Annotated in this window: 21 protein-coding genes; 10 read left to right on the top strand and 11 right to left on the bottom strand. The window is 58.0% G+C overall.

Translation table 11 applies throughout. The annotated features are described in order from the left end of the window. The first annotated feature begins 139 nt into the window (after window positions 1-139). Window positions 140-463, top strand: a complete 324-nt coding sequence (gene fdxA / locus FIV08_RS05660) for a ferredoxin FdxA (protein WP_011785560.1) — start codon at window positions 140-142, stop codon at window positions 461-463. A gap of 111 nt (window positions 464-574) precedes the next feature. On the opposite strand, the gene FIV08_RS05655 is transcribed toward fdxA, so the two are convergent. The 3 genes from FIV08_RS05655 to FIV08_RS05645 form a co-directional block, all read right to left on the bottom strand. Then, window positions 575-1,600: a hypothetical protein gene (locus tag FIV08_RS05655; RefSeq protein WP_152437647.1), complete on the bottom strand. Its 1,026-nt coding sequence runs from the start codon at window positions 1,598-1,600 to the stop codon at window positions 575-577. Window positions 1,601-1,732: 132 nt separating this feature from the next. Beyond that, window positions 1,733-2,683, bottom strand: a complete 951-nt coding sequence (locus tag FIV08_RS05650; RefSeq protein ID WP_106695330.1) for a DegV family protein — start codon at window positions 2,681-2,683, stop codon at window positions 1,733-1,735. Between the two features lie 117 nt (window positions 2,684-2,800). Further along, window positions 2,801-3,619 carry a metal-dependent hydrolase gene (locus tag FIV08_RS05645; protein ID WP_152437646.1) on the bottom strand — a complete coding sequence of 273 codons (819 nt, stop codon included), beginning with the start codon at window positions 3,617-3,619 and terminating at the stop codon, window positions 2,801-2,803. Between the two features lie 270 nt (window positions 3,620-3,889). On the opposite strand from FIV08_RS05645, the gene FIV08_RS05640 reads away from it, so the two are divergent. Beyond that, window positions 3,890-4,873, top strand: a complete 984-nt coding sequence (locus tag FIV08_RS05640; protein ID WP_152437645.1) for a hypothetical protein — start codon at window positions 3,890-3,892, stop codon at window positions 4,871-4,873. Window positions 4,874-4,967: 94 nt separating this feature from the next. On the opposite strand, the gene FIV08_RS05635 is transcribed toward FIV08_RS05640, so the two are convergent. Together FIV08_RS05635 and FIV08_RS05630 are read right to left on the bottom strand one after the other, a co-directional pair. Beyond that, window positions 4,968-6,338 carry a solute carrier family 23 protein gene (locus tag FIV08_RS05635; protein ID WP_058093103.1) on the bottom strand — a complete coding sequence of 457 codons (1,371 nt, stop codon included), beginning with the start codon at window positions 6,336-6,338 and terminating at the stop codon, window positions 4,968-4,970. A 95-nt stretch (window positions 6,339-6,433) separates the two neighbouring features. Next, window positions 6,434-8,062 carry an acyl-CoA synthetase gene (locus tag FIV08_RS05630; protein ID WP_152437644.1) on the bottom strand — a complete coding sequence of 543 codons (1,629 nt, stop codon included), beginning with the start codon at window positions 8,060-8,062 and terminating at the stop codon, window positions 6,434-6,436. A gap of 149 nt (window positions 8,063-8,211) precedes the next feature. Between FIV08_RS05630 and FIV08_RS05625 the strand changes: the two genes are divergently transcribed. Both FIV08_RS05625 and FIV08_RS05620 read left to right on the top strand, forming a co-directional pair. Further along, window positions 8,212-9,702 carry a sensor histidine kinase gene (locus FIV08_RS05625; RefSeq protein ID WP_152437643.1) on the top strand — a complete coding sequence of 497 codons (1,491 nt, stop codon included), beginning with the start codon at window positions 8,212-8,214 and terminating at the stop codon, window positions 9,700-9,702. Window positions 9,703-9,708: 6 nt separating this feature from the next. After that, window positions 9,709-10,365 (top strand): response regulator transcription factor, encoded by a 657-nt coding sequence (locus FIV08_RS05620; RefSeq protein ID WP_152437642.1) that lies wholly within the window; start codon window positions 9,709-9,711, stop codon window positions 10,363-10,365. Here FIV08_RS05620 and FIV08_RS05615 read toward each other — a convergent pair. Then, a complete protein-coding gene (locus FIV08_RS05615) occupies window positions 10,346-11,767 on the bottom strand; it encodes a PLP-dependent aminotransferase family protein (protein WP_228715500.1) in 1,422 nt (473 codons plus the stop codon). The genes FIV08_RS05620 and FIV08_RS05615 overlap by 20 nt on opposite strands. Window positions 11,768-11,975: 208 nt before the next feature. Here FIV08_RS05615 and FIV08_RS05610 point away from each other — a divergent pair, with 208 nt between their 5' ends. The 3 genes from FIV08_RS05610 to FIV08_RS05600 are packed head-to-tail and all read left to right on the top strand — an operon-like array spanning window position 11,976 to window position 14,320. Then, window positions 11,976-12,281 carry a hypothetical protein gene (locus FIV08_RS05610; RefSeq protein WP_152437640.1) on the top strand — a complete coding sequence of 102 codons (306 nt, stop codon included), beginning with the start codon at window positions 11,976-11,978 and terminating at the stop codon, window positions 12,279-12,281. Next, window positions 12,278-13,084 (top strand): PhzF family phenazine biosynthesis protein, encoded by an 807-nt coding sequence (locus FIV08_RS05605; protein ID WP_152437639.1) that lies wholly within the window; start codon window positions 12,278-12,280, stop codon window positions 13,082-13,084. The genes FIV08_RS05610 and FIV08_RS05605 overlap by 4 nt, the downstream gene beginning before the upstream one ends. A 45-nt stretch (window positions 13,085-13,129) precedes the next feature. Next, window positions 13,130-14,320 carry an NAD(P)/FAD-dependent oxidoreductase gene (locus FIV08_RS05600; protein ID WP_152437638.1) on the top strand — a complete coding sequence of 397 codons (1,191 nt, stop codon included), beginning with the start codon at window positions 13,130-13,132 and terminating at the stop codon, window positions 14,318-14,320. A gap of 6 nt (window positions 14,321-14,326) precedes the next feature. Here FIV08_RS05600 and FIV08_RS05595 read toward each other — a convergent pair whose 3' ends face one another. The 3 genes from FIV08_RS05595 to FIV08_RS05585 form a co-directional block, all read right to left on the bottom strand. Then, entirely contained in the window at window positions 14,327-15,886 is a 1,560-nt protein-coding gene (locus tag FIV08_RS05595; RefSeq protein ID WP_152437637.1) for a phospholipase D family protein, read from the bottom strand. 17 nt (window positions 15,887-15,903) lie between these two features. Continuing rightward, window positions 15,904-16,755 (bottom strand): universal stress protein, encoded by an 852-nt coding sequence (locus FIV08_RS05590; protein ID WP_416376917.1) that lies wholly within the window; start codon window positions 16,753-16,755, stop codon window positions 15,904-15,906. A 77-nt stretch (window positions 16,756-16,832) separates the two neighbouring features. Next, window positions 16,833-18,320 carry a SulP family inorganic anion transporter gene (locus FIV08_RS05585; RefSeq protein WP_152437635.1) on the bottom strand — a complete coding sequence of 496 codons (1,488 nt, stop codon included), beginning with the start codon at window positions 18,318-18,320 and terminating at the stop codon, window positions 16,833-16,835. Between the two features lie 324 nt (window positions 18,321-18,644). Here FIV08_RS05585 and FIV08_RS05580 point away from each other — a divergent pair, with 324 nt between their 5' ends. Then, a complete protein-coding gene (locus FIV08_RS05580) occupies window positions 18,645-19,925 on the top strand; it encodes an MgtC/SapB family protein (RefSeq protein ID WP_152437634.1) in 1,281 nt (426 codons plus the stop codon). Here the strand turns inward: FIV08_RS05580 and alkB are convergent. Further along, entirely contained in the window at window positions 19,884-20,579 is a 696-nt protein-coding gene (gene alkB / locus FIV08_RS05575) for a DNA oxidative demethylase AlkB (RefSeq protein ID WP_152437633.1), read from the bottom strand. The two genes, FIV08_RS05580 and alkB, sit on opposite strands and share 42 nt — an antisense overlap. 86 nt (window positions 20,580-20,665) lie before the next feature. Between alkB and FIV08_RS05570 the strand changes: the two genes are divergently transcribed. After that, window positions 20,666-23,467, top strand: coding sequence for an HD domain-containing phosphohydrolase (locus FIV08_RS05570; protein ID WP_152437632.1), 2,802 nt, complete (start codon window positions 20,666-20,668; stop codon window positions 23,465-23,467). A gap of 50 nt (window positions 23,468-23,517) precedes the next feature. Further along, entirely contained in the window at window positions 23,518-24,300 is a 783-nt protein-coding gene (djlA, locus tag FIV08_RS05565; protein WP_058093084.1) for a co-chaperone DjlA, read from the top strand. Window positions 24,301-24,309: 9 nt separating this feature from the next. Here djlA and FIV08_RS05560 read toward each other — a convergent pair whose 3' ends face one another. Continuing rightward, a complete protein-coding gene (locus FIV08_RS05560; protein WP_152437631.1) occupies window positions 24,310-24,918 on the bottom strand; it encodes a methyltransferase family protein in 609 nt (202 codons plus the stop codon). Window positions 24,919-25,084: the final 166 nt, after the last annotated feature.

Genomic DNA, 25,084 nt, shown 5'->3' with positions numbered 1-25,084 from the left:
TGTGTAATAAGGTTATAGCAGCCCAACGCTTGCGGCTGCGGGGGGCGCTCCCTACAATATCGCGCACAAAATTATAGATGGGGCCGGAACATCAGGGCTCCTGATGAGACCGATTACTTTACGAACCAGGGATCTGACTATGGCGTTTATCGTTACTGATAACTGCATCAAGTGCAAATACACCGACTGCGTGGAAGTCTGCCCGGTGGACTGCTTCTACGAAGGCCCCAACTTTCTGGTGATTGACCCGGACGAGTGCATCGATTGCGCCCTGTGCGAACCCGAGTGCCCGGCCGAGGCCATCTTCTCTGAAGACGAACTGCCGGCTGGTCAGGAAGCGTTCGTTGAGATCAACGCCGAGCTGGCTGGCAAATGGCCGAACATCACCGAGAAGAAAGACCCGCTGCCAGACGCTGAAGAGTGGGACGGCAAGCCTGACAAACTGAAGTACCTGGAGCGCTAAGAACCTCCAGCATTACTTCAACAACAAAAAGGCCGGACGACAAACATCGTCCGGCCTTTTTGTTTGAGCCCGAGTCTTGACGGCCTCAGGGCAAGGAAGCCGCCAAACAGACTAAGCCAGCAATTTCTTGGCTGCGGCAGATCGATAAAATGCCCCCAAACGCCGGCGTACCAGCGCTTCGAGGTAGCCCTCTTCGGCCAACACCTCCACGATGGGCAACGCCAGGGATTCTACTTCGGTCACGATAACCTCTCGCGTCACCCCGACATCCTGCAACAGGTCCATGACCGGGCGATCGCCATACTTGGCAAAAAGATGCTCCACCACCGCCCTGGCGCAGCCTTCAAAGTAGCCGGTTTTCCGGAAATTCAGCCAAAACTCGTACCCCATCACCACAAACTCCTGCAACTCCACATCACCCAGGCCCTCTTTGAGCTCAGCAATGGTGCGACCTTCCAGGGATACCCAGGCAGCCATCACAGTATCTCTCAGCTCATCATCAGACAGCGCCTTGTGCAGGAATTGCTCACTGCGGGAAATCAGCCCCGGCAAACTGTCTGCCAACCAGGCCTTGATGCGCCGCTCAAACGTTTCGTCCAGCCCGGGCACCGCCCTATTGGCCATTTTCTTGCCGAACTTCATCATGGAGCCAACACCAGGCACAGACCGGGTAATTAGGTTGTCTTCATAGAGGTAATTGACCAGACCGTGGTAGACCACGTTGGACACCAGCTCCTGGTAGACCGGGTGCGCCATGATTTCGGCAATAATGCGCTCCCGTTGGTGACGTAGCTCCAGGGCTTCTTCGATGAACCCGCTGGCCTGTTCACGAGACAGGATATCGCCCAGGGTGGTGTCAGACTGGACCGAGGCATTCATGACCTCGGTCGCCATTTCCGCGGCCAGCTCCGGAATACCGGCGTCCAGCTCCATATCCACCACAATACGCTGGATCACGCCCATCACCTGGTCCGCACTTACCAGTCGGTTCAGGGTGACACTGCCCGCGTGATCGAGCAGCTCGTCTACCTCGTTATCGATGAACTTTTTCAGTTTTGCCCCTTTGAGTGCAGACATCTCGTGTTTGACGTGTGCTTCCAACAAAGTATCGGCAAGGCTTGGGCTTGTCTTTGACATAAACCGGGCATCCTTTTGGCTAGGGTCCTGAACGTTGCCGACGAGGCTAACACGAACTGGCCTGGCGCGGGTTCGCCGGAATTACCCCGGTTGGGGCAATGCAGGGCCAGTCTTGGCCGACAGGCCTGGAGGCTACTGGAAATCGTTGAAGGTGTGGGGCTCGGCGGCCAGGGCGAGACAGATACTGCCCGGGCCCACGTATATGGCACTGGTAATACCCATTTGTGACAGCAACAGCTCTACCCCATTGCTTTCACAGGCATCGCGCAAGCGGTTCAGGCCTGGCAGATCTTCGATCTCCGTCCAGGTCAGGCCGCAGGACAAGCTGACGTATGGCGTCAATAAACCGGCTTCTACCCGGGCGACCGCGTAATTCATCACTTTTTCGACTGCCATATCAAAGTTGCGGGTTTTGACCACGGGTTTGCCCTCAGCGCCCTGGCCAAAAATCACCGGAACAATGTTCAAGGCCTTGCCCAGGAACGCGGCAAACGCCGAGACGCTTTTGTCACCACGGCGCCGGGCACGCTCGCGTATATAGTGCAGGTCTCGGGGAATCACACAGGTATAGATCTTGTCGGTAAACGTCTCGACCTCATGCCGAAGGGCATTCTTGGAAAGCTTTTGCTCAATCAGTTTCAGAGTATGGGCTGCCAACAAACCCTGCCCGGCAAAGATCTGTTTGCTGTCGATCACCCGCATGGAAAACTTGCCATCACGGCCAGCGGCCTTACGGGCCTCCTCGTAATGAGCCATGACGGAGTTCATGGCTTCCGCGGCGTTCTGGAAAATCTGGCTACGGCTTTTGGTGACGGTTTCGCAGATGGCCACATCGAACTCGGTCACGATCTTTTCCATGAACAAGTCATGGATTTGTTCGGCGGTGTAGGCTTTGGTTTCCGCTTCATGACCTTTGCCCAGCAGGCCACTTTGATAAAACTCCTGGGTACGAACCGGGCAATGTTTATCGGTGTAGGTCTGGCCGTCGATAATAGCGGTTACCGGCAGCACGAACAGGTCGTGCTTGCGGGCAAAGTCATAGGGCAGGTCACAGGCGGAATCTACAATCAGGCCTACTCGCATGCTGTGTGTCTCCGGGTGCGGGCAACACCTCACATGGGCATGCCCTTTATTGTCGTTATTTTTATCGCGCTACAGTCTCGCACAGATTGGTGAAAATTTCAGCACCACCTCAGGCTGTCAAACCTCCAGTTCTTTCAGGTTATGTTCCAGGAGCCGCCGGTTATCTTGCTGCCATGGGTGGAAACCTTTCCGGAAGTAGGCCAAGAATTCCGGAAGGCACTTGCGCAGAACGCCGGGCTTCCCCCAGAGAAAATTCAGCCCGCCTAACCAGGTTTTCAGGCTCCAGAGTTTGCCATCCGTCTTCAGCAGGCTGCAGGTGTTGATGAAGGTGTACTTGAAGAAATTCCAGGTGACAAACAAAAAGACAATCCGGCGCAACCGCTCATTGCCGACGCAAGCCCGGTACACGTCGAACGCCACCGACTTGTGCTCGGTTTCCTCTATGGCATGCCAGCGCCACAACCTCTGCATTGTCGGCGTAGCGCCCTCCATCCACTCGGGGTGGCTGAGGATGGCGTTGGCCAGCACGGCGGTGTAGTGCTCCGCACCACAGGTGCCCGCCAACTGGCGGCTTGGCGGCAACCGCCCTACCCAGTCCATGTGCTTGCGGAAGCGCGCGTCAAGGGCATCAATATCGTAGCCACGGGCTTTCAGGGCTTCGTTGTAGTCTTTGTGCTCCCGGCTGTGCAGGGCTTCCTGGCCGATAAAGCCCCGAATCTCCTCAGTCAGCTTCGGATCCGTGATCTGGTCACGGTACAGCCTGACCGCGTTGATAAACTGCTGCTCACCGTCGGGAAATTGCAAAGATAAGGCGTTAAAAAATGCGGTGCGAAAGGCATCGTTACCGTGCCACAGGGTTTTCAACTCGTCCTGAAGCTCAAAGCGCAGATTTCTGGGCTTGACGGCGATACCGTCCGGTGTGGAACTGATGGTCATTGCGACCTCCTGTTGTCGGCTTGTTGTTTGTTCTTGGAACACTCGACGTTGGATAGTTATTCACCAGTTGCTCGAGTGTAACCCTCGATTCAGGCCGGCGGAAATAGGTTTCTGATCAAATATCAACATACTGTCACAAAATGACAAACTGTCACCACCAGGCTTTCAACGACATCGAGTATTGACTTCTCTTTCACTGTTCAAAAAATCAGAGCCAATGAAAGCCCGGGGGGTGCCATGCTCTTATTCAGTAAAGGAGGAGCCATCACCATGCTCAGTCGTATTTTAATACTGGTAGTCGGCCTGTTGATCAGTGCCCCCGCAATGTCCGCTCAGAACTGGAGCGGGTATCCCGCCACCATGGCGTCGTTCAGTTACTCGGAAGACAATCTGGGCGAACACTGGCAGGCGCTGACCGATGGATTTCGAGGCCCCTTGCCAACGGCAGAGAGCCTGAAAGAAGATGCTCTGCGCTGGCCGGAAATGTCCGCGTACACTCAGAATCACCTGCAATCCATCGCCACTGAACACCCCGAACTGGCGTATCTCGCCGAAGGTGACCTGGACGCACATTATGAATCTTACGCCGCCGAGCTGCGTAGGGCCTGGAGCCTGCTGTTCAACGGCCGCTTTGAAGAAGCGCGGAACCTCGGACTGGCCCTGGGACCCGCCGGTTATTTCCCCGGCCTGTATGCCCAGGCTCTACATGCCACACTGATTGAAACCGATCAGGATGTAAGGCGTGCGCTTCTGGAGGAGGTCATTCACCTCACCCGCGACATCATGCCCATGGCGCCGGATCACCCGATGATCCGGTTTGGCAATGCCTATGGCAAGGCGCGGATTCTCGAAGATCTTTCGGCCACCGAGGCGATGGGAACCGGCTACACCTCTGAAATACAAGACACGCTGGACGCGCTGCTCAAGGAAAACCCCGACAACATCTACGCCATCACTCTGCTTGCCGGCGTTCAGGCCGGCATCATAGAAAAAGCCGGCGGCTTCATCGCGCGGCTGACCTACGGCGCAAAAGCGTCCTCAGTAGAAAAGCTGTTCGAGAAGGCGCAGCAACTGTCGCCGGACTATCCCGGTGTCTATTACGAATACGCCAGAGCCCGCTTGAAAATGGATGGCAGCGACGGCAAGAAAACCGCTCTGACACTCCTCAGAAAAATCGGCGACAGGCAGCCTCTCAGTGCCGAGGAAGCCCTGCTGATACGGGCAGCGACTGACCTTCGCGAATCACTGAAGTAGACCAACCTGAAAACGAAAAAAGGGAGGCATCAAGCCTCCCAAGGACACACAGTGGGTTGGTGCCGCCATCTTCATAACGGCACCGGGTTCAGTGTTACTCGCTCTTCTCAGCACCCGGAGCTTCCGGGTCGGAAGTAAACTTCAGCAGGTGCGTACGCTCAATCAAATAGTAGAGGATGGCACCGGTGGCGAGGCCCCAGCCCGCACCGTACACCGCAAGGACCACACCCATGGTGCCGGCAATGCCTCGCTCGGTGTTGTTCTCCAGCTGCTCCAGGCCCACCATCAAACAGATGTAACCGGTCAGCAGCAGGGTCAGCGACAGCGCAATTGGCAGTACTGGCTGGAAGAAGCTCACCAGCGGCAGGACAAACAGGGCAATAAAGCCGGTAATCCAGAAAGTCCCACCACCGCTGTAGATGGAGTCCATGGCGTTACGGCCATACTTGTAGCGTTCGGCCATGGTGGCGGTGACCGCTGTCCAGATTGGGCCAGCAAGGCCAGGGTACGGCGCAAAGAAAGCGTGGCCACCGTTACGGATAGCGGTTACCAGGTGAACACGGTCAATGCTGTTGTCGATGTCTTCGTCTTTACGCAGATGGTCGACACGATTCATCAGAGACTGACCCACCACGATATCGCCGAAGGCAATCACGTAAGCGATGACTGCGGTCGGGATCGCATACAGGAAGATATTCAGATCCGGGAAACCTACGGTAAACGGCAGGTAGTTCCACAGCTGGTCAAAGGCCGGCTTGGTGATGCCCCACTGCACATCCGGTACTGCGTATTCACCAGTGGCAAAACCAACCAGGATTGCCACTACCATGCCCGGTACCATGCCGTAGTTGGCAATCTTGCGGGCAATATTGCTCTTGTCGACGAAGCCCTTGAAGGACACCGAGAACATCAGGTAGAGACACACCAGGCCGCCGACAATCAGGGAGATTGGCGTGTTGGCCAGACGGCCACCAGCTTCGATCTCGCCCATCAGGGCAGCAATACCCGCACCGATAATGATACCGCCTTTCATGGAGCGCGGAATCCACTCAACCAGTTTGCTGCCCAGGCGGGTAACCCCCAGAATCAGGAAGATCAGGAACACCAGGAACTGCAGGGCGAACAGCGCCTGAATGGCCTCAGGGCCAGGCTCGTAGTCCGAGAGGAACAGCAGCACCACAGGAATACCCGGGGTTATCCAGCCGGGAACCAGTGGCACGCCCAGCAGCGCCGGCAGCATAAAGCCAATACCGCAGATAACGACATAAGCCAGGGCCACCTCATAGGGTACGCCGAGATAGGTTTCAAGCAGCGGAATCATCGCCAAACTGACCACGAACATGATCAGGGCCTGGACCATCTCCGCGAACTCCCAACGATAGTGGACGAACGGCAGACGGATTTTGAAAGGGCCCGCGGGCCAGAACGGCTGTTCTTCACCGTTTTTTCTGTGGAACATTTGCATTGCATTACCTCCGGGCACACCGGTGAAGGGTGCCAGTCAATGTTGTTTTTGTGACGAGGTGTGGCGGCACCGAAAGATGCCGCCGTTCAGGGGGATTAGTTCAGATCTTTGGCCTGGTCCCGCAGCACGAACTTCTGGATCTTGCCGGTGGATGTTTTCGGCAGCTCCGAGAAGACCACGGTTTTGGGCACCTTGAACCGGGCCAGGTGCTCGCGGCAGAAATTGATGATGTCTTCTTCAGACACATCCCCTGCCTCTGGCTTGAGGGTGATGAAGGCACAGGGCGTTTCACCCCATTTCTCATCCGGCCGGGCAACCACCGCCGCTTCCATCACCGCCGGGTGGCGGTAAAGGGTGTCTTCCACCTCGATGGTGGAGATGTTCTCACCACCGGAGATGATGATGTCTTTCAGGCGGTCTTTAATTTCCATGTAGCCGTCTTCGTGCCACACGGCCAGGTCACCGGTGTGGAACCAACCACCCCGGAAGGCTTCTTCCGTGGCACTCGGGTTCTTCAGGTAACCTTTCATCACAGTGTTGCCGCGCAGGAAGATCTCGCCAATGGTCTTGCCGTCTTTCGGGACCGGCTGCATGGTGTTGGGGTCAGCCACCATGGTGCCGCCCAGGGTGTGATAACGAACGCCCTGGCGCGCCTTGATCTGGGCACGCTCACGTAACGGCAGCTCATCCCATTCCGACTTCCAGGCACACACGGTTACCGGGCCGTACACTTCAGTCAGACCGTAAACGTGAGTCACCTTGATGCCCATTTCCTCAATGGAGCCAATCACCTGGGCAGGTGGCGCTGCGCCGGCGGTCATGGACTTCACCTCGTGATCAATACCCGCCTTGGCTTCTGGCGAGGCATTCAGCAGCGCGTTCAGAACAATCGGGGCGCCACACATGTGAGTAACCTGATGGTCACGGATCAGCTGCAGGATCTTCTCAGGGTCTACCCGGCGCAGGCACACGTGGGTGCCGGCCATGGCGGTAATCGTCCAGGGGAAACACCAGCCGTTGCAGTGGAACATCGGCAGGGTCCACAGGTACACCGGGTGCATGTCCATGGACCAAACAGTCTGGTTACCCAGGGCATTGATGTAGGCGCCGCGGTGGTGATAAACCACACCTTTGGGGTTACCCGTGGTGCCGGAGGTGTAGTTCAGGGAAATGGCATCCCACTCATCGGCCGGGAAGCTCCACTGAAACTCGGGGTCGCCCTCCTGCAGGAAGGCTTCGTAGTCGAGATCACTGACCTGAACGCCCTCACCGTACTCGGGGTCATCTACATCAATCACCAGGGGCTTGTGCTCAAGGTGACGAACCGCATCTTTAACTACCTGGCCGAATTCGCGGTCGGCAATCACGACTTTCGCCTCACCATGCTCCAGCATGAAGGCAATGGCCTCGGCATCCAGGCGCACGTTCAGGGTGTTCAGTACTGCGCCGATCATGGGCACACCAAAGTGGCATTCCACCATGGCCGGAATGTTAGGCAGCATCACCGCCACGGTATCGCCCCGGCCGATACCACGGCCTTTCAGGGCAGAGGCCAGACGCAGGCAACGGTCATAGGTTTCGGCCCAGTTACGACGGATGGCACCGTGGATAATAGCCGGATAATCCGGGTACACACTGGCGGTGCGCTCGATAAAATCAATGGGGGACTGAACTGCGTAGTTGGCATCCCGGGGCGCAAGGCCCTGGTCGAAGATCGAAGTCATTGGTGTGGTCCTCTAACTCAGATGTTGTTCTTATGGCATATTCAGAAGAATAGCCAAAGCAGCTATACTCCAGATTGCCCGAAATGGTAGAAGATAGAACAAATACTAGAAACTCTACTATGGTATTATAGGATTATTACTATAAATTTATGAGCAGCCCTAAAAAAGCCCGCGTTTTCAGCCAACTGGTCCCCAATGACCCACAACCCACTCTCGTGGTCGGTCGCACATTAGAGGCCCTGGCCAGTAATCAAGCGGCCGATTCCCTCGTCCAACACGCAGAACTGGACCATCCAGAGCACCTTTTGCCGGTGAACGCGGCAGCGCTTGTTAAATCAGCCCTGGAACAGGGGCGAGCCATTGAAAACGTGGAATCCCGGTTTGCCGACCATATTTTCCTGTGGAGCTTCATTCCGGATCCAGACAGCGGGGAAGTACTGGTTCGGGGCCGTGATGCCACCAACGATATCCTCTCGCTGGAAGAGGCCGTTCGCTCCAACCGCCTGTACCGGCTGATTACCGAGAACACCACAGATCTGATATCCCGGCACGCTCCGGACGGGCGCTTCATTGATGCAACCCCGGCGTCCTGGCGCCTGCTCGGCTATTGGCCTGAAGAGCTTCGGGGCAAGGCACTGGAGGAGGTATTCCGGGGTGACAACGTGGCCGAGCAACTGGCCCTGACCCGCCACCGGCTGCGGGAAGACGGCTACGCCACCATGACGCTGGAGATTATTCACCGCAACGGAAGCCGCCGCTGGTTCGAGATTGCCAGCCGCGCCATCCGGGAGACCTATACCGGCGCCGTGGTGGAGGTGATCAGCGTATCCCGTGACATCACCGCACGGGTGGAATCCGAGGAGCAGAACCGGCTGCTGGCAGATGAACTGGCCCACACTGCCCGCTTGGCCACCCTGGGTGAGCTGGCTTCCAGCATTGCCCATGAGATGAATCAGCCGCTGGCATCGATCGTGAATTTCGCATCCGCCAGCCAGCGCTTTCTCAAGGAAGCGGACAAACATCCTGAGAAGCTGTTGAAAGTTGACGACGGCCTCCAGAAGATCGTGCACCACGCCAATCGGGCCTCCGAAGTGATCAAACGTCTTCGGGCGTTCCTGCGCAAAGGCCAGAAGCGTATGGGGCCGGTATCCCTGAATTCGGTGATTACCGAGGTTGCCCGTCTTTGCCAATGGGAAGCGGAGAAGAACGGTGTCCGGATCTATGAAAACCTGGCCGCAGACTCCCCCACCATCACCGCAGACCCGGTGTTGCTTGAACAGGTGTTGATCAACCTGATCCGGAACGGCATCGAGGCCAATGTGGAAGCCGGGGCAGGCAAAGACAGTGCAGGCCCCTCCCGGATCGTGGTCAGCACCTGCGTCAACGACCAACAGGAAACCCTGATTCAGGTCATCGATGAGGGCCCGGGGCTGGACGACGAAGGCATCCGCCAGATGTTCCAGCCGTTCTACACCAGCAAGGCCAAGGGGCTGGGACTTGGGCTGTCCATGAGCCGCTCCATCATTGAGGGATTTGGCGGCTTTCTGGACGCTACCCGCACAGACACCGGCGGCCTTTCGCTGATCTGCCGCTTCCCCCCCGGCAACACCCGATGCACCCCAAAATCAACCCAGGAGTAAGCCCCGATGTCTGGTACCACCCAGTCAAACGCCAACACCGTTTACGTTGTTGATGACGATGCCGGTATGCTGGAGTCCACCCAATGGCTGCTGGAATCGGTCGGGCTTGAAGTCAAAGCCTACAGTGATGGCCGGCAATTCCTGGATGCGGTGGAAGGCCAACGCCCCGGTTGCGTGATTCTGGATATCCGGATGCCCGGCCTTGGCGGGCTGAATGTTCAGGAAGAACTGCAAAAACGGGGGCTGGAGATTCCGATCATTTTTGTCTCCGGCCACGCCGACGTGCCCATCGTGGTCCGTGCCTTCAAATCCGGCGCCTTCGACTTTATTGAGAAGCCTTTCAACGAGCAGCTACTGCTGGACAGTGTGCAGCAGGCGCTGCAGGCACCCGCCGAACCCGAGCCACCCGTTCGATCCGATGCCGATACCGAAGCGCTGATCAGCACCCTCACCCGCCGGGAACGGGATGTCTTTCTGCCCCTGGCCCAGGGCTACACCAGCAAGGAAATCGCCGAACAACTGGACGTCAGCGTTAAAACCATCGACCTGTATCGGGCCCGGGTAATGAAACGCCTGGGCGCCGAGCGGCTGCCGGATGTCACCGGCATTGCCATCGCAGCCGGACTGCTGAACCCGGCAAATCTCAGAACCGGTCCGGGCTGACCCCGGACTGTACTTCCCGGGCGATGGCGCCCAGCCGATCAACCGCGGCTTCAATCCGGCCGGTCCAGGGATTGCCGCCGTTCAGCCGCAGGCAGTTGTCGAACTTATTGGCGGTGGAGAACATCCGCCCCGGTGCCACGTTGATGTTTTCCCTTCGCGCCCGTTGATACACCTCGGTACCCGACACACCCTCCGGCAGCTGAACCCAGAGCACAAATCCGCCCTGGGGCCGGCTCACCGCTGTTCCTTCCGGAAAAGTTCTGGCAATGGCCGAGCGAAGCCGGTCTGTTGACTCTTTGTAGTGCTGCCGGGCCGAGCGGAGGTAACGGTCATAGCCACCCTGTTCCAGGAAATGGGCCACCGCCAGTTGCGGGATGGTCGATGTCGCCAGATTCACGAAATACTTGTGCTGCCGGGCGGCGGCCATATGTCGGCCAGGGATCATCCAGCCAAGCCGAAGGCCCGGCGAGATGGTTTTGGAGAAGGAGCTGCAGTAAATCACGTTGTCGGCCTGGTCAAAGGCCTTGGCCGGGCGCGGGCGCTCGCCGGTATGGAAAAGGTCGCCGTAGATATCGTCTTCAATCAACGGCACCCCGGCGGCCGCCAGCATGGAAACCAGCTGTTGTTTGCGCTCGTCGCTCATCCGGGCACCCATGGGATTGCTGTGGTTTGGCACCACCACGCAGGCTTTCAAAGGCCACTGTTCCAGGGCAAGCTGCAGGCCTTCCAGACTGATGCCGTCTGACGGATGGGTGGGGATTTCAATCACCCGCAGGCCCACCACTTCCAGCGCCTGCAGGATGCCGGGGAACGAGGGTGACTCCACGGCGACGATATCCCCGGGCTGGGTCACCGCCCGCAGGGCCAGAATGATGGCCTCCTGGGCTCCGTTGGTGGCCAGCACATCATCTGGTGCAACGGGCACTCCGATGGTGGCCATTCGCTGTGCAATCTGGCGCCGGAACGATTCCTTACCGGGAAACGCGTAGTCCAGGGTTTCCAGGCCGCGCCTGGCGGCCCACAACGTGCTCTGCTGAATCTGCCGGACCGGCAGGTAGTCCGGGTGCGGAATGGCTGTGGCCAGAGGCACCATGCGCTTTTGTTCGTCGGCACACAGGTCCAGGGTCATTTCCCGGGCAGACACCGGTACCGGACGACTGCGCTGTTCCGTCATTCTTGGTTCCGGCAAGTCTCGGGCTGGCCGGCGCACGAAATATCCGCTGCGTTCCCGGGCCTGCAGGTAACCACGTGCTTCCAGAGTCTGGTGGGCCTGTAGCACGGTTGAAATACTGACACCGAACTGCCGGCTCAATACCCGCACACCAGGCACACGTTCCCCTTCCCGGTATACACCATCAAGGATCAGCGCCTGGAGCTGGTCCGCCACCTGGTTGTAGAGCATGCCCATCGTGTTCTCCGCCGTGCCGTGTTTAATAAGCTCTATTCCACCAGAACCGACGCCGGTGAGAGCAGTACAGTTTCCGGGCTTTTTAGGCAGTACAGTTTCCATTTTTCTGTATCTGTACCGATTCAATAACACTGTAGCTGAATCTGTTATGGAAATCCGATGAAACCAATAATGGTTCCTGAATCAGAAAAGGAGTTTCATCATGGCAACGGCAATCATCCCAAAACCCGACTCGCGTTCAACGCGCCCCGTTCACCGCGCCACCCGGAACGATGTGCTGGGCCTTTGTGCCACAGAGGGCACGCCGGCCGCCGGCACACTGATGACAGCCCTGCAGGCCCTGGCCCGTGAGGGCATCCGTGTGATACCCGTTGGCAACCGTCACTGGGTTCTTCGGGGCGCCGCGCCGCTGCCCGAGATTCACTGTTACAGTGAGCAGGAGCTACATGGAATCTCAGTCTCACCAGCCAGACGCCTTTTACTAACAACCCACAAGGACAACCCATGAAGACCAATATCTACCAGGTGGATGCTTTTACCAATGAACTGTTCCGGGGAAACCCTGCGGCGGTGATGCCCCTGGACAGCTGGCCTACGGAGCAACAGATGCAGGCCATTGCGCTGGAGAACAATTTGTCCGAGACCGCTTTCCTGGTGCCACTCCCGGAGCAGGATGATGCAGATTTTCATATCCGCTGGTTCACCCCGACGGTCGAGGTGCCACTGTGCGGGCATGCCACCCTGGCGTCGGCCTGGGTGGTGTTCAATCGCCTTGGCTGGCAGCACGACAGGGTTCGTTTCCAGTCGAAAAGCGGCCCCCTGGCGGTTACCCGCCGTTCCGATGACTGGCTCGAACTGGACTTCCCCAACCTGCCGTTTGAATCCCGACCAACCCCGGAGTTAATCCGGAAAGCGCTGCCAAACGCCCCCGAGCAGGCGTTCTACGTGCCAAATGACACCAACTACATGGTGGTTCTGGACTCGGAAGCTGCGGTAACCAAAGCTGCCCCGAACCTGGCGTTGCTGGCAGAACTGGGCAATCAGGGGCTGATCGTTACCGCGCTGGGAACCCAGTGCGATTTCGTCAGCCGTTACTTCGCCCCCGGAGCGGGTATCGACGAGGATCCGGTAACCGGTTCCATCCACAGCGTGCTGGTGCCCTACTGGGCTGAACAGCTCGGCAAACAAACCCTGGAAGCCCGCCAACTCTCTGCACGCGGTGGCGTTCTGCGATGCGAGCTCAGAGGTGACCGGGTAGCCATCGCCGGCCAGGCGGCGTTTTATATGGAAGGGTCCGTTTACCTGGCCTGAGGCTGATATACTGCCCGCCATTTTCAACGAGTGGTGGGCAGTTCTATGGCAGGTTCAACATCCCGGTACGATGTCATCATCATCGGCGCAGGCGCTGCCGGGCTGATGTGCGCGGCCACCGCGGGATATCGGGGCCGCAAAGTACTGGTGCTGGACCACGCCAACAAACCAGGCAAAAAGATCCTGATGTCTGGCGGTGGCCGCTGCAATTTTACCAACCTGAACAGCACGCCTGCGAACTTTCTCTCCGACAACCCGCACTACTGCATCTCCGCCTTGAAGCGCTATACCCCGCAGGATTTTGTGGAACTGGTGGACCGCCACGGTGTGGAGTATGAAGAGAAAGCGCCGGGCCAACTGTTCTGCAAAGACAGCGCAAAGGACATTCTCAATGTGCTGCTGACCGAGTGCGAATGGGCCGGCGCCGAGATCCGTATGAACACGTCGGTGTCCGGCATCCGCCAGCAGGGCTCCGGTTTTTCCCTGAAGACCAGCAGCGGCACACTCGGTTGTGAATCCCTGATCGTGGCCTGTGGTGGGCTGTCGATTCCCACCATGGGTGCCACCGGGTTCGGTTACGAGATTGCCAAACAGTTTGGCTTGGGCGTGCTGCCCACCCGCGCGGGGCTGGTGCCCTTCACCCTGCACCCGGAGCTGAAACAGCAACTGGCGCCGTTATCTGGCGTTAGCTGCCCTGTCGATGCCCACTGCCACCAGCAGCACTTCCGCGAACCCATGCTGGTAACCCATCGGGGCCTGAGCGGCCCCGCGATGCTGCAAGTATCCAGTTACTGGCAGCCGGGCGATGCGGTACACATCAACCTGTTGCCGGCTGAGAAAATTCACGAAGACCTGCTGGCCCTGCGCAGCAGCAAGCCACAATCCACCATCGCGCACTATCTGAACCAGCACCTGCCGAAACGATTCGCCCAGGCATTCAACGAGCTGCACGGATGGAGCGGCCCCCTGCAGGGGTATCGCAACCAGGAACTGGAACAGGTTGCCGGCACGCTTGGCAACTGGACCATCAAGCCGGCAGGTACCGAGGGCTACAGAACCGCCGAAGTAACGCTGGGCGGAGTGGATACTCGCCAGCTATCCTCCAAAACCATGGCGGCCCTGGATCGCCCGAACCTGTACTTTATTGGGGAAGTGGTGGACGTTACCGGCCACCTGGGCGGGCATAACTTCCAGTGGGCGTGGGCCTCCGGCGTGGCGGCGGGCAACGTGGCCTGACAGGCCTCAGAGATACTTCTCGATCGACAGCCAAGACAACATCCGGGAGGCCGCCCGGCGCCAGAATCCGCTCTCGGGTTCCTGATAAACCGCCCCATCCCGGGATTGCCACACCAGGCTACCCTGCTCGTTAAGGCTCACCCGCCAGCTGTTCTCCGGCGCCATGGCGCGCTCAATATCTTCGGCTACCGCGCGCGCCAGTTGCGGGCTGCGAATCACCAGCACAGTTTCGCCGTTGAGGTAGATAGAACGCAGGTTCACGTTAAACGAGCCAATAAACAGCGTTTCCCGGTCAAACACCACGGCTTTGGAATGCAGACTGACCACACCGCTATCGCAGGCCTGTTCGTTAGCCACCCAACGCTTACAGGCGGGTGCGTCGGGTCGCAGCTCGTGCAGGTCAAAGCCCTGCTCCAGCATCTCACGCCGCCAACGGGCGTAGCCGGAATGATTGGTGACCAGATCATTGGTGGCCAGCGAATTGGTGATCGCCGCCACCTTGAGCCCGTGGTTGCCCAGATTGTCCAGCCCGTTCAGCTGCTCGTCTGCCAGAACCAGGTAGGCAGACTCAATCAGAATTTCCTTGCGGGCCGATTCGATCAGATCAAACAGGGCCTTTGCGGTGTTTCGCGGTTTGTCTGCCGGCGCTTCCAGGTCTTCCGGTGGCGGATCGAACACCAGCTCGGCCTCCGCCTTCACCATGTCAGCGAACCACCCTGCCAGCAGGGATTCCGCCTGGTTCCTGCCCTGGGGTACTGACGCAGTAAAAGGCAGCGGCTCGGTGGTGGCACGGCTGAGTCCGGACAAGCGGTCACCCGCACGCTCCGATTCCGGCAGCTCATACAATTGCCCCAGCGGGTAAGACCAAGGGCTTTGCCAGTAGGCCTCAAAGTTATCGGTCATGGCGCCAGCCAGCGGCCCAAGCACCATGACGTCGCGATCCCGGAAATTCAGTTCCAGGTGTTCATCAAAGTACTCATCGCCAATGTTGCGGCCGCCGGTAATACCTACATTGCCATCCACCACAAAGGTCTTGTTGTGCATGCGCCGGTTGATGCGGTCGAAGTCGGTGATGAACGACAGCCAACGGCCAACGCCCTTGCGGGAAGGAGAGGGATTGAAAATCCGGATGCTGATGGCAGGGTGGGCCTCCATCATGGCAAACAGGGATTCCTTGCCGGCCACATTGATGTCGTCCAGCAACAGGCGAACCTGCACGCCCCGGTCTGCAGCGGCTACCAGGCGGCCAGCCAGGTACCGGCCGCTGGCATCGTCGTTCCAGATGTAATATTGGGCATCAATGCGCTGACTGGCGGTTTCAATCAGGGCGCTGCGAACCAAAAAGGCATCGCGGCCCGTGTCGAGCAGCTGAAACGCAGAGAGTCGGGATTCGGGATCAAGGTGCATCCGGCGCTGATCCGTTGTGAAGGAGTCTGCCACCGAGGATACCGCCAAAACCGGGCCATGGTCGACCGGCGGCAATCCCCTTGCGCAGCCGGCAAGCAGCCCCGCAAACAATAACAGGCTCAGCCTGGTGATCAACGGGACTACTTGCCGGGTCAGCATGGCCGGGGGATTCCTTGTCAGCGAATGATAACCAGTGGTTTTTTAGCGGTTTTCAGCATGGTTGTGGTGGTACTGCCCACCAGGAACTGGCGAATTCTGGAATGGCCATAGGCGCCCATGACTAAAATGTCGATGTCATGTTCCGCCTGATACGCATGCAATGTAGGCTCCACATCCCCCGCGCGAATAGCCAGGGTGATATCAACACCCAGCCCGGACAACATCTGCTCTGCCTGCTTGAGCTGTTCCCAGCGGTCAGCGGTATCCGGGCCAACCATCACCAGATGCAGGGGCATGCCTTTGAGTACCGGGCTCTGGGCAATCAGTTCCACCCCCCGGAAAGCGGTGGGGCTGCCGTCGAACGCCAGCATGGCACTTTTCGGCTCACTATAGTCATCCGGCACCAGCAGGATGGAGCGATGCACACTTCGGATGACGGTTTCCAGCTGGCTGCCGATGTGGATATCACGGTCAGAACTGCTTTCACCGTGCAGCCCCATCACAAACAGGCGGGTCTCTTTCTCAAGGGCCACCAGAGACTCAGTCAGATTACCGTGGCGCTGGCGCTTGACGGCCTCCTCCGCACCGGCGGCCTTCACCCTGGTTTCGGCTTCATCCAGCATGTGATGGCCTTGCTCCAGCGCCAGTTTGGCCCGTTTTCGGTCCAGTTGCGCCAGTTCGTCCAGCAACTGCTCACGGCTGCCAAGCCCGATGTTGCCCGCCAGATCCGGCTCCGCCGGGTAGCGTTCTTCGTCCAGAACATGCAAAAGCATCAGGGGCGTTTCCATGTGCCGGCTGGCCCAGGCTGCGTAATCGCATACTGCAGGTGCTGCCCGGGAGCCATCGATACAGGCCACTACTCGTAACATACTTGCCTCACCCTGGTTGTCGGTCTGGTTATTATTGTGGCTGCGAATCTCGGTTTTTTCCTCACTGTCCGCCATGGTCAGTGCCCCATCAGGCGATCAACCGCATCCGGCTTGTCATGCACGCCAAAGCGGTCAACGATGGTGGCGCTGGCCTGGTTCAGGCCAATCACCTCAACATCGGCGCCTTCCCGGCGGAATTTGACCACCGCCTTGTCCAGCGCAGCCACGGCGGTAATGTCCCAGAAGTGGGCCCGGCTGAGATCTATTACTACATTATCGACTGCTTCCTTGAAGTCAAAGGATTCCAGGAACTTCTCTGACGAGCTGAAGAACACCTGGCCTACCACGGTGTAGCGACGGGTCTCGGTGTTTTCATCCAGCTCAGAAGTCACCAGCATGTAGTGGCCAATCTTGTTGGCAAAGAACAGGGCCGCCAGCAGCACGCCCGCCAGAACGCCAAAGGCCAGGTTGTGGGTGGCCACCACCACAATCACCGTTACCAGCATCACGATGTTGGTAGACAACGGGTGCTCCCTGAGATTACGAATGGAATCCCAGCTGAAGGTACCAATAGACACCATAATCATCACCGCCACCAGTGCAGCCATGGGAATCTGCACCAGCCACTTGTCCAGAACCAGCACCAGAATCAGCAGGAAGACACCGGCGGTGAGGGTCGACAATCGAGTGCGACCACCGGATTTCACGTTGATGATGGACTGACCAATCATCGCGCAACCGGCCATGCCACCCAACAAACCAGAGCCGATGTTGGCAATGCCCTGGCCCTTGCACTCCCGGTCACGGTCGCTGGTGGTGTCGGTCAGGTCATCCACGATGGTGGCTGTCATCAGCGATTCGAGCAGGCCGACGACGGCCAGAGCAACCGAATACGGCAGGATGATCATCAGGGTTTCAAGGGTCAGCGGCACGTCCGGCCACAGGAAGATGGGCAGGGTATCCGGCAGCTCGCCCATATCTCCAACCGTGCGGATATCCAGGCCCATCACCATGGCCACAAGGGTCAGGCCAACAATGCACACCAAAGGTGATGGAATCAGCTTGCCCACGGTGGGTATCAGCGGGAACAGGTAGATAATGCCAAGGCCAGCGGCGGTCATGGCATACACATGCCAGGTCACATTGGTCAGTTCCGGCAACTGGGCCATAAAGATCAGAATCGCGAGGGCGTTTACAAACCCGGTGACCACAGACCGGGACACAAAGCGCATCAGTCCACCCAGCTTCAGATAGCCCGCAGCAATCTGGATCACACCGGTCAACAGGGTTGCTGCCAACAGATACTCGAGGCCATGCTCTTTGACCAGGGTCACCATCAGCAGGGCCATGGCGCCGGTTGCCGCCGAAATCATGCCCGGCCGGCCACCCACAAAGGCAATAATCACGGCGATACAGAAAGAGGCATACAAACCCACTTTCGGGTCCACACCCGCGATGATGGAGAAAGCAATCGCTTCCGGAATCAGCGCCAGGGCAACAACGATACCGGCGAGCAGGTCGCCTCGAATATTGGAAAACCAGTTCTGCTTGAGTGATTGCACCATGATTGGGGATATCCAACTGAACAATGAAAAATAAACGACTGCCATGCACACGGGCACGGGCGGGTGTCAGGAAACCTGAAAAAGAAGTCTGGGCGAGGCCAGTTAAGGGAGCATGAACGCTATGGCGGAAGGATCGTCACGGTTATGGAATGCTTCGCTTTGATGAAAGTCAGATTACTGTCGAATCGGGGCGGCGAAGCTTAACAGAAGCGGGCAAGGAAAGTAAGGTAGCTGTCTTTCAGCATGCCAACATAGATTCACGGCAATCGTCTAATTACCTAGAATACAAAGCGAATACTTTTTACCCCTTTAGGATAACGACCTGTGGACGACGTTGCAGCGCTGTTTATTTCATCCAACCAAACCACCATCAATCTGGCCATTGCCCTGCTCTTGGGAGCCATCATTGGCCTGGAAAGAGGTTGGGATGCCCGGGAACAGAAATCGGGAGAGCGCATCGCCGGTATTCGTACCTTTGCCCTGATTGGCCTGCTGGGAGGTATCTCTGCAGTGCTGGCCCTGGAGATCACGGTCTGGGCTTTTCCGGTGATGCTGGTCAGCGTGGCGGCCATTGGCCTGGTGGCCTACAGCGAAAGGCTGGAGCACATTCGCAACTTCAGCATCACCGGTATGGTAGGCATGTTGCTGACCTTCTGTTTCGGCGCCATCGCGGTGGCCATAGACCCGGTCATGGCAACTGCAGCAGCAGTGATAACCGCCATCATTCTCGATAATAAGGAAGAAATTCACGGCTGGGTGCAAAAGCTGCAGGCCCATGAGCTGGATGCGGCTCTCAAGCTGCTTCTGATTTCCGTGGTAATGCTGCCATTATTGCCCAACACCACCATGGGCCCAGGTGGAGTCCTCAATCCCAGGGAAATCTGGTGGATGGTTGTGTTGATTGCCTCCATCTCGTTCGTCGGTTACTTCGCCATCCGGGTCGCCGGTGCCCGCAAGGGCATATTGTTTACCAGTCTGTTCGCCGGCCTCAGTTCATCTACTGCCCTGACCTTACACTTTTCCAGGCAGGCCTCGAAAAATCCGGACTTCAACCCTCAGTTCGCCGCCGGCATTCTGATTGCCTGCGGCACCATGTTCCCACGTATCCTGATGTACTGCCTGATCATCAATACAGCGCTTCTGCCCAGCCTGATCTGGCCGGTCGCGGTGATGACGGTTCTGCTTTACGGTCCCGCCCTGTTCATCTGGAAGCGGCATTCGCGTCAGTTTCAGGTCAGCCAGCCGAACCTGAGCCAGAACCCGCTGGACCTGTCTTCCGCACTGGTGTTCGGCCTTCTGCTGACGGCCATTCTGATATTGGGAGAGTTTCTGAAGAACAGCTTCGGCGACGCCGGCATCTATGCCTTGGCCGCCACATCGGGTGTGGCGGATGTCGATGCTATCACCCTCTCACTAACCCGGATGTCCAATGATGGCCTGGGAATGAATACCGCCGTGCTCGGCATTGTCATCGCGGCTGCAGTAAACAATCTGGTGAAATCCGGCATGGCGTGGACGATAGGCAACCGGCGAACCGGTTTACTGGTGGCAGGCCCCATGGTGTTATCCCTTGCCGCCGGGCTGTTGATCGCCTGGCTGCAGTGACATTCGGCCGGCCCGACGAAAGGTCAGATTGTAACGGCAAGAGCCGGTCAGAGGGTGGTGGCCCGCTTTGAGTGTCAGCACGCCGTGATAGAACAACCGGGCAGGCCCTCCCCAAACCACCACATCGCCGTGCTCCAACGGGATTTTCACAGGTTTGTCTGAGCGTCTTGGGCCGCCAAACTGGAAGGTTATTGGCAAACCGAGGGAAACGGAGACAATGGGCCAGGTGAATTCCTGCTCGTCTTTGTCCTGGTGTAACCCCATGCGGGCACCGCGCTGATAACGGTTGATCAGGCAGGCATCCGGCACAAACCCCCGATATCCCGCCGCCTCGGCGGCGTTCCGCGCCAGCTCTTTAAAAGACTCAGGGATCTCAGGCCAGAGCAGACCGGATTCCGGATCGGTGGACTGGTACCTGTAACCCGACCGGTCGGTCACCCAGCCCAGTTCGCCGGCGCAGGTCATGGCGGCCGACATGCTGTGGCCGCCCGGCGTTACCATGTGCCGAAACGGCGCTTTGCTGGCCACCTCGCCAATGGCTTGCATCAGATCCGGGGCCGTATTCCGGGCAAACCGGCGCAATACCACAACGCCCTCACCCACCGGTTCCTGCCATGGTTCACCATCACTGAAATCAAACAGATCTGTTGTCATAACCTGATCATTTTCATCAACATTCAAAACACCTCGGCGGTCAGGGTCTACACTCAGGATACCTGTTTTCCATTTAAGGCTCGCCCATGCTGCCGAACCGCCAGACCGCACAGGTTTCGCTCGCTTTTCTGATCGCGTCCGCCATCACCCTGGGCATGCTCATTCTCACCCTGGTACTGGTGGGCCAGAGTTTCAGAGGCATGGAGCAGGCCAAACTAACGGCGGCAGAGGCCACGGCACGGCAACTGGCCACCAGCGTGGATGACCGTATCAACGCCATTACCCAGCCGCCCTCCACCGCCCTGGCAGTGCTCCGACATGACCCGTTAACGGGCGCAACCAACCTGGATGAACGGCTGGACCGACTGCCAGTGCTGGCCGATATTCTGTCCAGCAGCCCCATCGTCAGTGCTATTTACGCCGGTTTTGGTGACGGCGATTTCTTTCTCTTCCGCACCTTGAGCAGTTCGGGGGCCGTGCAGTTTCCGGATGCTCCCACTGGCAGTCACTTCCTGTTGCAAAGCCTCGAACGGGAAGATGAGCAACGGGTTGGGATATGGCGTTTCTACGATCACGGGCTAAACCTGATCGAGCATCGGGTGCTGGAAAGTTATGACTACGATCCCCGCCAACGCCCATGGTATCAGGCAGCCCAGAGCGTCAGCGAACTGCAGTTATCCGCGCCATACGTCTTCTTCACCACTCAGGAAACCGGGCTGACACTGTCTCAGCGGGCCAGTGCACAGCCTTCCACGGTCCTTGGCATTGACGTTACGGTGAACGATCTTGGCGCCCAGCTCGCCCAACTGCGCCAGACGCCCGGCAGCCAACTCGCCATCGTCAATGATCGAGGACAGTTGCTGGCCAGCTCAGAATTAGAGCAGGCGGCCGGTGCCATTATCAAAACCGCCCGGCTGCAGCAAACGGAACAGGGCGTCGGCGGTTTTTCCGCAGAAGGGCGTGACTGGTATGGCGTTGCCGTAGCACTGGATGCCCTGCCGGATGAGTCACTGTCGATTGTGATTGCCATTCCCTCTGATGAACTGCTTGCAGAAGTCTGGGCCGCACTGGCCAGGCAAACCCTCATTGCCGGCGCCATCGCCCTGCTGTTGCTGGTCATCGGCTGGTTTCTCGGGCGCCAGGTGGGCAAGCCGCTGGAGCAACTGACAGACAGAGTCAGCCAGCTGTCACGCTTCCGTTTCGACACCAAGGTTCGTTCCGAGTCTCACATCCGTGAGGCGTCGCAGTTGAGCATTGCGCTGGATGAGATGGCCCATACCATCCGCAGCTTCCAGAACATTTCCACCGTACTGAACCGCGGCCAGGACCTGAACCAGCTGCTGCAGGATATTCTCGAGCAGATCGTCAGTATCGTGGGCCAGAAACGCGGTGCGATCTACCTGTTCAACATTCACGATCAAAAACTCGAACTGACTGTGAATGGCGGCCTTGAAATACCCAGTGCACTCAGGTCTATCCCCCCTGCCGCCGATGACAACGAACTGATCCGTATTCTGCGCAGCCACATTCCGGGCCACTCAGTGTTTGCCATTCTCCGCAACCGCCGCCGCAAACTGATTGGCGTGTTGATTATCGAGATCGAGCACGGAGACAAAACAGAACTGAGCGATGACCTGATCCAGTTTGTTGACGAGATTGCCGGTTCTGCCGCCGTTGCCATCGAAACCCGTGAGCTGATCGAAAGCCAGCAGGCCCTGCTGGACGGCATCATTCAACTGGTGGCCAACGCCATCGACGCCAAATCACCCTACACCGGGGGTCACTGCGAGCGGGTGCCCAAATTGGCACAGATGTTGGCTGAACAGGCTGAAAACGCCAGTGATGGCCCGTTTGCCCGCTTCAGGATGTCCGAAGACGAACGTTATGAATTCCGCCTGGCCGCCTGGCTCCACGACTGCGGAAAGATCACCAGCCCGGAATATGTGGTTGATAAGGCGGTCAAGCTTGAGACCATTCACAATCGGATACATGAAATCCGCACCCGTTTTGAGGTGTTACACCGGGATGCCGACATCCAGTACCTGAAGGCTCGCCTGGCCGGCGACCATGAGCATCAGGCCAGACAACAACGGGATCAGTTGCAAGAAACCCTGCAGGAGGAATTCGCCTTTCTTGCGCGGGTCAATCAAGGCAGCGAATCCATGTCGGATGACGATGTCGCGCGCATTCACCAGATTGGCAACCGCACCTGGCTACGGAACTTTAACGACCGCCTGGGCTTGTCCGGCGACGAACAGCAAGCTCTAGAACACCAGCCAACACCCGAGCTACCCGTTATGGAAACCTTGCTGGCTGACAAACCCGGCCACTTGCGCAGCTGGGGCGACAATATTCCACCGGTGCGCAAAGACGACCCCCGTAACCGCTGGGGGTTCGATATGACCTTGCCGGAGCACGCCTACAATCGGGGTGAGCTGCACAACCTCACGGTGCGTTATGGCACCCTCACCGACGAAGAGCGATTCAAAATCAACGAGCATATCGTGCAGACCATTTGTATGCTGGATGCCCTGCCGCTGCCAGATCGGCTGGCCAATGTGCCGAGGCTAGCCGGCACCCACCACGAGCGAATGGACGGTAATGGCTACCCCTGCAGGCTGACGGGTGAAGACATGAGCATTCCGGAAAAAATCATGGCCATCGCCGATGTATTCGAAGCTCTCACCGCGGTAGACCGCCCCTACAAACGCGGTAAAACCCTCTCCGAGTCCCTGGGGCTGATGGCGGTTATGGTGGACAAAGGGCACCTGGACAAGGACACTTTTAACCTGTTTTTGCAGTCCCGCACCTGGCTGACCTACGCACAACAGCACCTGCGGCCGGAACAGATTGATCCGGTGGATGAAAGCCTGTTCATGAAGCCCTGACCAAAAACACGTATATTCTACGGACTGATTTACTCGCTAAGGATATCTGAATGCTGTTCGCAATGATTTTCGGTGGCCTGATCGGTTATGCCTTTGGCCGGTTTCCGGGATTTCTGGTGGGGGCTGCCATTGGCGCATTCCTGTTCCAGCGGATGAAGAGCCGGCTGATAGGCAAGATTCAGAGCCTGCAAAACAACTTCGTTGAATCCGTGTTTGCCGTCATGGGCGCCCTGTGCAAGGCCGACGGCGTGGTGACCCGGGACGAGATTCAACTGGCGGAGGCGATGTTTGAACGGTTTCGTTTGAACGAAGAGCAAAAAGCCATCGCCCGGGACGCATTCAACCGTGGTAAGCAACCGGATTTTGACCTGGACGCCGAGCTGAACCGCTTTCTGCAGAACTCCGGCCGCCAGCCAGCCTTTCTGCAGATGTTCCTGCAGGTTCAGGTGTCTGCGGTGGCCGCAGATGGCCAGGTACACCCGGCCGAGCACGAGATGCTGGTACGCATTGCCCGGGGCCTTGGCCTGCCAGAAAGCCAGGTAGACCAACTGGAGGCCATGCTGCGCGGCGCCCATGCCGGGCATGCCGGCGGCAGCCCGAACTACTCCTCGGGGCAGCAGATTGAGGACGCCTACAAGGTATTGGGGGTATCCGCCTCTGCCTCCGATGCCGAGATCAAACGCGCTTACCGCAAGCTGATGAGTGAGAACCACCCGGATAAACTGGCCGGGCGCGGCATGCCCGAGAGCATGCGGGAGATGGCGGAAGAGCGCACTCGTGAAATCAGCCACGCCTACGATGTGATCAAAGACGCCCGAAAACAGGCATCCTGACGACAGACGTCAGAACCAGCGGGGCACCCTTGCCCGGTAAACCTCATAGTCCTGGCCAAAGCGCTGAGCCAGGGCTTTTTCTTCCTCTTTTGCCTGGCGGGTAATCACCAGCACACCCGCCACCAGGCAAACCAGCGAAAACGCACTGGGCAATGCCAGAAAAAAACCCAACTGTCCGGTCATAACCGCCAGAAACAACGGATTTCGGGAACGACTGTAAGGGCCTTGAGTCAGTAGCCTGGCCTTATCTGCAGAGGGTGCGATACCGGAGCGCCAGTCTTCGTGCATATACGCCTGCAGGTAGTTCACCGCCGTAAACGATGCCAGCAGTAACACCGCACCGGCCAACAGAACCGGCCAGTGATACAGCCAGGCAAATACCCCGAGCCAGTCATCCAGGTCGACAAAAATCCGTGCCAGACACACCAGAAGAATCGCTGCCCGAAAGACATTGAAGATATGGCGATGCCACCAGGTCGCTTTGCCCCGGGCACCATAATGAATGTGGCTGACCCCCATACGGGCGTATAAGCCCAGTGTTCTGGCGGAGAACTGCAGGCCAATCATCAGAAAAAAGATGCCGAGAAACGTTCGGACAGCGGGTTCAATCAGATCCATTTATGCATTCTGGTTCAACAGGTTGGCCATCAGCTTACTGTCTGATTCCGGTTATTGAAAGTGATCAGAATCAATCACCCGTTCGCGGGTTTTAACGGAGCATGTGATGGGATACCCAAAATGACATGCCATCACGTTTTCAGGTGGGTTATCGTTAGACGATCTG

The organism is Marinobacter sp. THAF197a, assembly GCF_009363275.1.
In the GTDB taxonomy this organism is placed as follows: Bacteria; Pseudomonadota; Gammaproteobacteria; order Pseudomonadales; family Oleiphilaceae; genus Marinobacter.
This window is presented reverse-complemented; position numbering and strand designations above follow the sequence as displayed.